Origin of the sequence: Neobacillus drentensis (assembly GCF_036962765.1) — a bacterium.
GTDB classification, from domain to species: Bacteria; Bacillota; Bacilli; order Bacillales; family Cytobacillaceae; genus Neobacillus; species Neobacillus drentensis_C.
The window spans coordinates 1-10,730 of sequence record NZ_JBALOS010000018.1; the positions used below are offsets into that span (position 1 = coordinate 1).

Genomic DNA, 10,730 nt, shown 5'->3' on the forward strand with positions numbered 1-10,730 from the left:
TAACTTACTAATAGGTAAGTGTCAATTCCTCCATATGCGAAACGATGACTTACTGCAAGATGCAACAATTGCAAAAATGATACTTCCATTAACCATCCCCGCACGACAGAGAATGAAATATGATTGGGCAGGGTTGCCTCTTTTCAAGTCAGGGAAACCTATTTTCATGATTTTCATGGCTTTAGGTGCAAAAATACACGAAATACGAAAAATAAAATCTATTTCTAGCTTGAAAGTACTTTATGCTGAAAGTCCCAACAACTGATGGATAAATATTTTCTGATTTTGGGCAGACTGACCTGAATATCCAGTTGTTCTTTTTTGAGCATATGCATGGCTTCAATACCGGTACGAATCTGTTAGGCCGTTCGAAATGATTTCATTCCTAACATTGGGAAAAACGCCTTGCTCTTTCACGCCCTAAGGTAGAAATAAGGTCACAGACGAAGAATAAAATCATAATGTGAGGTATTGAAAGGTTTGTCAAAACCTCGATTTAATATTTCTCTAGGGTCGTCGCATTTGCCCTTTTTTAAGATAAGTGATTCCTTTACTGCACCAATTGAATCGGATTCGATCCATGGATCATCTGGAATAAATAACTGAGTGGTAACCGGTTCGAATCCAGCAGCCGTTACTTTAAAATAAATATGTGCCGGACGCCAGGAATGCCTGCCGATACTTTTTAATAGTTGTCCAACTGGTCCTCGTTTTCCAATTTCATAAGCAGCAGGGACCATGGTTTGTATTTCAAATCGACCATTCATATCGCATTGGATTCGGCCCCTAAGATTATAGTCCGGCTGTTCCGGGTCTTCATTTTCATAATTTCCATGTTCGTTTGCTTGCCGAACATCAAGCAATGCATAAGGCAGCGGTTGTTGATTCTTCTACCGTAACCTGAAATTCCTGTATGACATCATGAAGGTGACGGGTCAGTTTTGCAGTAATGTCAGATAGTCTAGTATTCATAAACGATACGCTCCTCTATCAAAATCTTTTTCATAGACATGCATCTCCTAAAATTTAGACCTGAAATAAAGAGGAGAATGCTTTGATGAGGCAGGATTTAAAATACCTTATTTTGTTAGCTCTTTTTCCTGTTCCGGTACGGTATAACGTCCACGTAGATAACCTAATGGGCGCCGAGTTGGATCGTTAATTTGGACTCTCTCCACTCTGCCGAGTAATAATGTGTGATCTCCTACATCCACTTTTTGGTCTACCTTGCATTCAAACACAGCCAAGGCATTCGAAATTACAGGCACATGATACAATCCTTCTTTATAATCAAGTTCCTGGAATTTATCTACACCACGTTTGGCAAAGTATCCTGATAATTCTTGTTGCTCTTCTGCCAGAACATGGACTGCAAACCCTTCGGAATTCATAAACGCACTATATGATCCTAGTTTTTTATCCAAGCTAACTAATATAAGTGGAGGACCTAAAGAAACCGACGTAAATGAGTTTGCCGTTATTACCACGGGCTTTCCATTCTCCCCGGTAGTAGTCACAATCGTTACACCCGTTAAGAATTGACCGCAGGCATTACGAAAGAATCGTGAATCAATACTTTCTTGCATGGATATTCCTCCATTTGAAAATGATTTATTCTTTGAATTAGCCGCATGCTGAGATATTGAGAACTTCCACCAGAAACACTCTCTTCTCCAATTTATTGAGTTTTTCAACTGGTTTTATAGTAACAAGATTCTGATTATTTTTAATCGGCTACAAAAGGCGGTTTTTCATTCAACTTTCTGTCCGAATCAGCCTATAACAGATCCTTTTGTGTTATGAAATCATTTATGGGAACTTTTGTATGTATGTTCATTCCTCCAAGAAATTATAGAACAAAAAAACTATCTTACGGTATAAGGAATAAAGTGGAAGTATTGAGGAAAATCTACCATTATTAAAACTGATGCAAGGGAATGAGAATTTGTCAGCAATGAATTCTACGAAAATTTTCATAAGTCCAGCTTTGATGATCGTCATTCTCTCGACTGGATTGATGAATCATGTATTCGTGTTACCACTTCTTCTCGACCAAGCAGGAAGAGATGCGTGGATCTCGGTACTCGTGTCCATTCCGCCCTTTTTTTTGTGGCTTGGTGTCCTATATTACATCATGCGAAAAACAAATCAGCAATCGTTAATGCTATTGATTCAACAGAAATTTGGAAATCTGGCTTTTCTTTTGATTGTTATCCCGTTAGAGCTTTTTCTGCTGGCAATTACGATAATAACACTAAAAGAAACAACGTATTGGATTTCCATCGACTTTTTGAAAGCGACACCGATCTTTGTCATTGCATTTTGCATCATGCTCCTCTGTTCAATGACAGCTCTTGCGGGGATTTCCTCGATTGCACAAATGTCTGCTCTCTTCCTGCCAATGGTGGTTTTGTTCGGTTTTTTTGTCATGTTGACTAACATACCATACAAGCATTATTCTTGGTTGCTGCCTATGATGCAAAACGGCTGGGGGCCGGTCTGGAAAGGCAGTTTGTACTCGGCTGGCGGCCTAGTGGAGATTTTGTTTCTTCTACTATTTCAGCATCACATAAAACAGAAGGTAAAATTTTGGCATTTAGTTATGATTGGAATAATCCTTGTGGGGCTTACACTTGGACCGCTTCTTGCAGCCATTGCGGAGTTCGGGCCGCATCTCGCCGCAAAACAAAGACACCCGGCTTATGAGGAATGGCGTTTGGCGGAAATAACTACATATATTACACATTTTGACTTTATATCATTTTTCCAATGGATGTCGGGGGCAGTAATCCGCATTGCAATGTCATTGTATTTATGTGTGGATGTGCTAAATTTCAAGAGTAAACGAGTAAGGAATAGTACGCTGTGGGTAATTAGCTTTGCAGTGTTGGTACTTGCTTTGGTACCGATCTCCGATACGGAATACTATGGCATGTTGAAAAATCATTATTTTCCATTACTTATTCCTATGGTCATTCTAATCTCACTAGTTCTCCTGATCTTTAGCTACACGATCCAATTTAAACGAGGGTGAATCTCCATGTCTTTTATAATTCAAGAGCAGAAATTACGCAGCCTTTTCACCGCTTGTGCCGATGTACAAATCCAGTTACATGAATATGGAACAGAGCCTCATGTCGAGAAGGTACTTCTCCTCTTTTGCACAGGACTGGCTGATCCTGTGCAAATTAATCAAGTGGTGCTTCCACAGTTGGAGCAAAACAAATCGTTACCTTTGCTTCCTATCTCGCTGGAAGGGAGTCGAAATGCGGTAGAGCAGGAGATTGTTACGAAGGTATTTGCGGGAGAACTTTTGCTGCTTTTTGAAGGATCAGGCGAGTTGTTCTCGCTGAATGTCGCTAAACTTCCTCAGCGCCAGACGGAAGAATCCACCTATGAAGTGGCAGTGAAAGGACCACGCGACTCGTTTACGGAGTCAGTGGAGACAAACGTAGCTCTGCTTCGGAAGCGGGTACGGAGTACGACAATGTGCAATGAATCGTTTGTGGTCGGGAAACGAAGCCAGACCAAAATCTCCCTGATGTACCTTTCCGATGTACTGAACGAGGAAGTGTTGAAAGAGGCAAGAAAGCGATTAAATTCCCTTGACGTGGACATTGTCAACGGCGTCTCCCCGCTAGAGGATTTGCTTGCCGACTCGCCTTTTTCGTTTCTGCCGTTAATTTCCTACAGTACGAGGCCCGACTATGTGGTGGAATCGTTACAGCGAGGGCGGTTTTGCATTTTGATTGATGGGGCACCTGCCGCTTTGGTCGCCCCAATCAATTTTCAGTATTTGGTAAAATCGGCTGAAGATATGTACATGCCGTATTTTTATGTTACGTTTGAGCGGTTGATGAGATATCTCGCCTATTTCATAACTGTGATGCTACCGGGATTGTACATCTCGCTAGTATCATATCATACGGAGCATCTTCCATTTCCTATAATGGCAACAATATCGTTAAATAGCTCTGGTATCCCAACTTCTCCTTCTTTTGAACTATTTGCTATGCTCTTTTTGTATGAACTGTTTGGTGAGGCTGGTAAACTTTTGCCACGGCCGGTAGGACAAACCGTCTCGGTTGTCGGAGGATTAATCGTCGGCGATGCAGTTATACGTGCAGGACTTACTTCTCCTAACATTATTGTAATCGTAGCGATATCGTTTATGGCGCAGTTAATACTAGTCAACCAATCATATGCAACGTCGATCATTTTTATGCGGCAATTCGTGCTGCTGTTGTCGAGCGTTCTCGGCCTTTTTGGGTTTTTAATAGCTAATTATTCTATCGTACTGTACATGTCGACGTTAAAATCGTTTGGTATGCCTTTCTTTTCTGAATTGATCGATCCACTCGACGCTGACTCGATCAAATCGCTCATTCAATTTCCGAAACCTTTTCAACGAAAGCCACCGAAGTTTCTGCGGACGAAAAAAACGCATAAGCAAGGGGATGATTCAGAATGAAGCGTGAAAAGTATCGCCTATTGCTCTTGCTGATTTTGCTATTCGTGGTGCCTAGTTTGACTGGGTGCTGGGATTACAAGGTGTTGAAGGACATGTCATACGCCTCAGCAGTTGGCATTGATTACGTAGATAATCAGTTTGTCGTGTACATCCAGATGGTCGACTTTGCTTCTGTAGGTAAAGTGGAAGGTGCCAGCAGTAAGGAAGCTTCCTCCAACATATGGGTGGGCAAGGCCACTGGCTCCACATTTTTGTTAGCGTGGAATAATTTGTACAATAGCATACAGCAAAAAGTTCATATTGGGCAAGTATCGTCGGTGGTGTTCACACAGGAAGCGATGCAAATGCATCTGAATCAAACAATAGATATGTTTGAACGTTCTGAGGCAAGGTTAACGCCTTGGATTTTTACAACAGAGGAACCGATGGATGATCTTTTCTCCATCACACCAATGTTTCCTTCGTCTCCGCTTTTTACGAAACTGAACTCCCCAGAAAGCAATTATAAGCAGCATTCCATGATCCGGCCGCTGAAGTTTTTGGAATTTGTAGCACTTTATTCGGAACCAAGTACCTCAATTATTGTGCCGACACTTTCAATCGACAAGAATAATTGGAAACAAAAAAAGAAAAAAATGCCTGAGATGACAATTAACGGAGCGATTATTTACCATACAAAGAAGAAGCCGCGCTGGATGTCCAAGGATGATTTACTGGGGGTGCGGTGGTTGGAAGAGAATACCACTCATACAGCACTTGCTTTGAATGATGACAAAGGGGACATTACAGCAGTCCTGTACTTTGAGAAGCCTAAGGTAAGCGTGAAATCTAAGCTTTCGGCGAATGGAGAGCCCGTCTACAACCTGCACATCAAAGTTCACGGTGAATTAAACCAGTTGAACGGCCCAATGACAACGAAAAAGTTGAAAGCAGAAGCCGAAGCAAGAATCAAGGCTGAGATTCGCTCAACGTATACCGCAGGTTTGAAAAATAATGTAGACGTCTACCATTTGGAGGAAACCATGTTCCGCCATCGATATGCAGATTGGAAGCGGTTGACAAGCAGAAAGTCATTCCCCTTCACACAGAATTCACTAAGAGACATTCAAGTGGAAGTTGAGATTACGAATACAGGGATGTCAAAGTTAAAGACTTAAAGGTGACGGAACGTTTTTTAATTTGACATCATTGTTTTATTCGAATTTTTATCAAAAACCCATCCTTATAGAAAAAAAAGAGTTCCGTTTTGAGTTGCATATCATATAAATGACAATAAAAATGGCTTGCTAACTGACTTCAGTTTTGGCAAGCCATTTTCTGGTTTATATAGTCTTTTTGACGACATAAAATACAAATGTCTTGCTCAACTAGTCGAGTAGAAGGAAACCTCTCTACCTTACGGCAGATTGTGTTCCTCCCCCCTCACAGAACCGTGCTTGCGCTATTAACGCACACGGCTCCTCCTAGTTATCATTTACAAAATGTAGCTAATCTCTTTTCTTAAGTCATATATATTAACCTTAACTCTTGCGTAAGGTAATGGATATTTATTAAGAAAGAGTCTGAATTTATCCCAAGTAAATGATTTCCTTTGACTTCTTCTATTGAGCCATTTGAACAGTATGTATCCGATTTTGTCTCTGAATTTGTTTACACTTTGGGTATTATCTGTGATGCAATAATAATTGTAATAACCTACAAGCGAGCGTCTAAATCTATCCATAATCATATGAATATCTTTATTTCTATTACTCTTCAACCATTCTTTAGATTCTTTGAGTTTACCTTGGACTTTCTTCCTGCTTGATTTCCGTTTTACTCGAAAATTTCCTTGTTTACTTTTCCCACAATAGTGTGTAAAGCCTAGGAAATCAAAGGTTGCTGGTTTTCTATTCCCCTCTTGAATTGCATCTTTCTCTGCAAAACGCCCGAAGGGTATAATTTTGGTTTTATCCTCAGCTACTTCTAGGTTGAACTTCTTTAATCTTAGCTTTAATGATTGGAAGAATTCCTGAGCTTCGCTCTTATATTGAAAACAACAAACAAAATCATCTGCATACCTCACCATGTATGCTTGTCCTATACACTGTTTTCTAACCCTTTTCTCAAACCACAGGTCAAGGACATAGTGGAGGTATACATTGGCTAATATCGGAGATATTACTCCACCTTGCGGTGTGCCATTGTCAGTCTTATATTTCTTACCTTCCTCCATGTATCCACCTTTAAGAAACCTACCAATTATTCTTAGTAGGTTAGGGTCAGCGATTCGCAGTTTTAAGAACTCCATCATCCATATGTGGTCAACGTTGTCAAAGAATCCTTTAATATCTACATCTACTACATAATTTACTGACCTCTTTTCAATATAGTGGTTCAGTATTTTCAATGCATCGTGGCAATTACGATTTGGACGGAATCCAAAAGAACAGTCTAGAAAATCATTTTCATAGATGGTATTTAGCATCTTCGTAATGCCTCTTTGAACAATCTTATCTTCATGTTCCGGTATTCCCAGTGGTCTTTTCTTGTTAGAATTGAGCTTTGGAATATACATTCTCCTTACTGGAACAGGACGATAGCTTTTGTTTATAAGCCTACTTACTAAATCCTCTATGTTTTCTTCTAAATTTTCACTGTATTGCTCTTTAGTTGTACCGTTAATCCCAGTTGCCTTCTTATTAGGTAGCTCAAAGTGACATTGAACTAGCGCTTGCTTATTTAGTAAATGTGCAAGAGATGTAAATTTCATTTTCGGATCAGATTTTGCTAATTCTGCTATCCTTAGTAGTTTTGTTTCCATTTATTATCCCTACCTCTGCGTGTAGTAAATGTATCCCTAGTAAGGGTGATAACTGGTAGCTAGCCTTTCCTCCATCGGCATTACCCAACTTCATTGGTACTACGCTGCTATCCGACTCCCTAGCACGGTATTTGGTTTCCTTGCTTGTTATCGCTTGTACACCATACTCTTCTAAAAAAAAGAAAAGACCGGTAGGGTCTCCCGAGTTGCCGTATCATATCAATGTATAACGTGCCAAGGTCTCTGACTCCAGAGAGGTTTTACCCTTCTTGCCTTTAACGAAGGATAAAATGTAGTTTTCTGCTATGCTTAAGGCATCAACCCTCTCGAATTTCTAACATTATGGAGCTCAATCCCTTCAACCATTTGGCTTTCGGCCCATTACCTCACTGTCTACGCTTAAAGACTAAAGTTACCTTTAGCCCTCCAAGACTCGCTACGAGCGAATGGCTAGTTCTTACTCGACGGGAATCCCACCCGCTATATGATACGACCTATGCTCGGCCGCACAAGCATGCGTTAGTTGAACAAGAAAAACAAAAATCCTTTTCAAAAGAATGATCTTTTTTATGTTAATTATTACAATTACTTCAGCTTAAACCGTTACTGACATCTTTGTTACGTATTTTACATATTCGGCAGCGTTTTGTGCCAATTGCTCATCGGTTACGTTACTAACCCCGTGCAAAATATACGGTGTCATAAAGGTCATACCGATAAATGGGTTCGTAGCCGTAGCCTGAATCGGCTTCAACAATTCCTCCATTGTGTAACGGTTATAACCGGTAGGCTGATATGATTCCGCAGGACCGACTGTAGAAACCGCTACTCCCAGTTATTTGCCGCGCAACTTATCGCCTCGTATTCCGAAATCCCCAACAAGTACGACATCGAACCATTCCTTCAACAAAGCCGGTGTGCTGTACCATTGGAACGGAAATTGAAGAATAATGCGGTCATGAGCCAAAAGCAGCTCCTGTTCTTTAGCAGCATCGATTTTTTGGTCAGGATAAGTTGCGTACAATTGGTGAATCGTAACATTATCTTGATTTTGTACGGCTTCCATCCAAGTCTTGTTAATTCTGGACTGTTCGATGTTAGGGTGAGTAACGATGACTAATGTTTTCAAGCTAATCTCTCCTTGTTTGTTCATTATGTTCTGCAATTTAGAAAATTTTGGTAAAATACATAAAATGCTGATTTTCCATTACTATAGAAGCTTAAACAACTAAATTTCAAAATCGACAATAATAATGTCAGTCATTCCAGCTTCGATCATGCACGAAATTACCTTTTGGTGTTCTGGATGAGGACCATAGGCCTTTAATGCTTCCATGCTTTCAAATCGAATGGTTAGACCAATATCAAATCCTTGATTCCTTTCGGAAAAATTGTGATTACAACGCAAATCAACAATGCCTGGTATGGAATTTACTAAACTTCTCAGCTGTTGAATCACATTATCCTTATGTTCTCGTGTCGTCATTTTATCGAACTTGATGATTACAACGTGTTCAATCATGCCAACGCCTCCTTAATTTAATATTTAAAACCCTTCCAAACTGCTTTCATCATTTCTTTCTTCTCTTCTTTATATTGTGGACTTTTTATCGTTTTCAAATGAATAAACATATATTCATTCCAGACTAACATGTTCATTTCAATAATTTTGCGTAATTTTTCTCTGACCGTTACTGTCTTAATATGGCAAAGATGCCTGTCGTTATTGATTTACTGCGATGCATATATCGGAATTACAATGGAAGGAGCTACGCATTCCCTGCAACTCGAACATGGAAAAATCTTTATAAGATTCTTTCTATATTAGTGCATTAAATCAATGTATTAAGATGCTTCTTAGCATCGTATTCTTCCAATTCTTCACCATTTTTTAAACGATGAATAAAATCAGGATTAGAAATGAATGGACGTCCGAAAGCAGCAACATCAATTATTCCTTCTTCAATCGCCTGATTCGCCATTTCTGGATTTAATGTACCTACCCCAATAATGACACCATCCCAATATTTTCTGACCAATTGATGCATCGTTTTTCCATCTGCAAGCACTCGATCAAATTGCATAATCGATGGGTGAATCATGGTTGCACCCGCTTCCTTAAATGCCTCAACAAATGTACGAATAACCATTTCTGGATCTTCCCACATGTAATTTGGTATATCTGCTTTAAGAGCAGAGAATCGGATCATTGTTCGTTCTGTACCGATTGCGTCAATAACAGCCTTAATTACTTCCTTCATAAACGTTAATCTTTGAGCAAGGTCACCACCATATTTGTCTGTACGATGATTTGTTATATCTGAATTAAATTGGTCAATCAAGTATCCGTGTGCACCATGAATTTCCACACCGTCAAAACCTGCTGCTATTGCATTTTTCGCAGCTTGCGCATATTGATTGATTACTTCATTAATATCTTCAATTGTCATTTCTTCAGGAACATCATATGGCTTACGGAAACGAGAGACAAGGCCTTCAGCTGGAATAGCTGATGGTGCTTGAGGTGGCAGATATCCTGCAAGCTCGTGATGTGATAAACGACCAACATGCCATATTTGAGCGATCATTGTTCCTCCTTCTTTATGCACGGCATCAGTCACTTTTTTCCATCCCATAATTTGTTCGTCCGAATAAATGCCTGGAATTCCAGGAATGCCTTTTCCACGTGAACTTATGACCGTTCCTTCTGAAATGATTAAACCAACTCCATCGGCAGCACGTTTTCGGTAATATTCAACAATATCCTCTCCCACTACTCCTGTTTGATCATCTGCAAAAGATCTTGTTAAAGGTGCCATTGCGATACGTGATCGTAAATTCCAAGCTCCGATTTTTATCGGTTCAAACAATTTACTTTCTAAACCATTTTTTAAATAACCCCAAGAATTTGTTTCATTAGTAATTTGACTCATATATTTTTCCTCCGTTCATTTTTATTATTCGATATTTCTATAAATACTGAAATAAAATGTAAAATTATACCGCTTTAACATTAAAGTAAAGCGGGTGCGTGTTGTGCAAGTACTGCTCGTTGTAAACTGTAATATCTGAAGGTTCCTTCTCTGCGAACTGATAATAATCCGCAATCAAGCAATGGTTTTAAATGATGCGTTAATGTCGAATTGGCAGGACCTTTTAATTGATTTGCCATTTCCAGGCAAGCTAACTCTGATTGCTGTGCAAGTAATTTTACGATTTGTAATCGAGTTGATTCACCTAGTGCCTTATAGACTTTTACTGCAATATCATCATTCATCGTTAGAAACCTCCTTTCAGTAATTCTTATTTTCTTATTTCAGTATTTCTAGAAATATTGTATTTAATTTGAGATGATATGTCAAGAGATTGCTTATCCCTGTTCTTATTCAATCTGAATTATTCTTTAAGTAAGTTATTCTTGAATTAAAATAACTCAAAAAAGTACTAATATAAATC

At 39.4% G+C, this 10,730-nt stretch carries 11 protein-coding genes and 1 pseudogene; 4 read left to right on the forward strand and 8 right to left on the reverse strand.

What is annotated here, in order from left to right:
- The coding region (locus V7137_RS03215) for a hypothetical protein (RefSeq protein ID WP_335696724.1) at positions 1–265 on the forward strand (265 nt) is incomplete at its 5' end.
- Between the two features lie 172 nt (positions 266–437).
- Here V7137_RS03215 and V7137_RS03220 read toward each other — a convergent pair.
- The 3 genes from V7137_RS03220 to V7137_RS03230 form a co-directional block, all read right to left on the reverse strand.
- Positions 438–863 (reverse strand): hypothetical protein, encoded by a 426-nt coding sequence (locus V7137_RS03220; protein ID WP_335696725.1) that lies wholly within the window; start codon positions 861–863, stop codon positions 438–440.
- A complete protein-coding gene (locus V7137_RS03225; RefSeq protein WP_335696726.1) occupies positions 856–972 on the reverse strand; it encodes a dioxygenase in 117 nt (38 codons plus the stop codon). Before V7137_RS03225 ends, V7137_RS03220 begins: the two co-directional genes overlap by 8 nt.
- Positions 973–1,079: 107 nt before the next feature.
- On the reverse strand, positions 1,080–1,586 hold the full coding sequence (locus V7137_RS03230) for a flavin reductase family protein (protein ID WP_335696727.1): 507 nt from the start codon (positions 1,584–1,586) through the stop codon (positions 1,080–1,082).
- Positions 1,587–1,954: 368 nt separating this feature from the next.
- Here V7137_RS03230 and V7137_RS03235 point away from each other — a divergent pair, with 368 nt between their 5' ends.
- The 3 genes from V7137_RS03235 to V7137_RS03245 are packed head-to-tail and all read left to right on the forward strand — an operon-like array spanning position 1,955 to position 5,628.
- Entirely contained in the window at positions 1,955–3,034 is a 1,080-nt protein-coding gene (locus V7137_RS03235; RefSeq protein ID WP_335696728.1) for a GerAB/ArcD/ProY family transporter, read from the forward strand.
- A gap of 6 nt (positions 3,035–3,040) precedes the next feature.
- Entirely contained in the window at positions 3,041–4,471 is a 1,431-nt protein-coding gene (locus tag V7137_RS03240; RefSeq protein ID WP_335696729.1) for a spore germination protein, read from the forward strand.
- Positions 4,468–5,628 (forward strand): Ger(x)C family spore germination protein, encoded by a 1,161-nt coding sequence (locus V7137_RS03245; RefSeq protein WP_335696730.1) that lies wholly within the window; start codon positions 4,468–4,470, stop codon positions 5,626–5,628. Before V7137_RS03240 ends, V7137_RS03245 begins: the two co-directional genes overlap by 4 nt.
- Positions 5,629–5,945: 317 nt before the next feature.
- Here the strand turns inward: V7137_RS03245 and ltrA are convergent, their stop codons facing one another.
- The 5 genes and pseudogenes from ltrA to V7137_RS03270 form a co-directional block, all read right to left on the reverse strand.
- The gene (gene ltrA / locus V7137_RS03250) at positions 5,946–7,274 is read right to left on the reverse strand and encodes a group II intron reverse transcriptase/maturase (RefSeq protein ID WP_335696731.1); all 1,329 of its coding nucleotides are present in this window, start codon (positions 7,272–7,274) and stop codon (positions 5,946–5,948) included.
- Positions 7,275–7,869: 595 nt separating this feature from the next.
- A pseudogene (locus V7137_RS03255) lies at positions 7,870–8,427 on the reverse strand (NAD(P)H-dependent oxidoreductase).
- Positions 8,428–8,502: 75 nt separating this feature from the next.
- The gene (locus tag V7137_RS03260; RefSeq protein WP_026565609.1) at positions 8,503–8,796 is read right to left on the reverse strand and encodes a Dabb family protein; all 294 of its coding nucleotides are present in this window, start codon (positions 8,794–8,796) and stop codon (positions 8,503–8,505) included.
- Positions 8,797–9,106: 310 nt separating this feature from the next.
- Positions 9,107–10,207 carry an alkene reductase gene (locus V7137_RS03265; protein ID WP_335696732.1) on the reverse strand — a complete coding sequence of 367 codons (1,101 nt, stop codon included), beginning with the start codon at positions 10,205–10,207 and terminating at the stop codon, positions 9,107–9,109.
- Positions 10,208–10,287: 80 nt separating this feature from the next.
- Positions 10,288–10,551 (reverse strand): ArsR/SmtB family transcription factor, encoded by a 264-nt coding sequence (locus tag V7137_RS03270; RefSeq protein ID WP_335696733.1) that lies wholly within the window; start codon positions 10,549–10,551, stop codon positions 10,288–10,290.
- Between the last annotated feature and the right edge of the window lie 179 nt (positions 10,552–10,730).

What these genes read in the sequence shown, in the direction of transcription:
- V7137_RS03265 (WP_335696732.1), bottom strand. Translation starts at nt 10,207, where the DNA reads ATGAGTCAAATTACTAATGAAACAAATTCTTGGGGTTATTTAAAAAAT.
- V7137_RS03225 (WP_335696726.1), bottom strand. Translation starts at nt 972, where the DNA reads ATGAATACTAGACTATCTGACATTACTGCAAAACTGACCCGTCACCTT.
- V7137_RS03260 (WP_026565609.1), bottom strand. Translation starts at nt 8,796, where the DNA reads ATGATTGAACACGTTGTAATCATCAAGTTCGATAAAATGACGACACGA.
- V7137_RS03230 (WP_335696727.1), bottom strand. Translation starts at nt 1,586, where the DNA reads ATGCAAGAAAGTATTGATTCACGATTCTTTCGTAATGCCTGCGGTCAA.
- V7137_RS03245 (WP_335696730.1), top strand. Translation starts at nt 4,468, where the DNA reads ATGAAGCGTGAAAAGTATCGCCTATTGCTCTTGCTGATTTTGCTATTC.
- V7137_RS03240 (WP_335696729.1), top strand. Translation starts at nt 3,041, where the DNA reads ATGTCTTTTATAATTCAAGAGCAGAAATTACGCAGCCTTTTCACCGCT.
- ltrA (WP_335696731.1), bottom strand. Translation starts at nt 7,274, where the DNA reads ATGGAAACAAAACTACTAAGGATAGCAGAATTAGCAAAATCTGATCCG.
- V7137_RS03235 (WP_335696728.1), top strand. Translation starts at nt 1,955, where the DNA reads ATGAATTCTACGAAAATTTTCATAAGTCCAGCTTTGATGATCGTCATT.
- V7137_RS03270 (WP_335696733.1), bottom strand. Translation starts at nt 10,551, where the DNA reads ATGAATGATGATATTGCAGTAAAAGTCTATAAGGCACTAGGTGAATCA.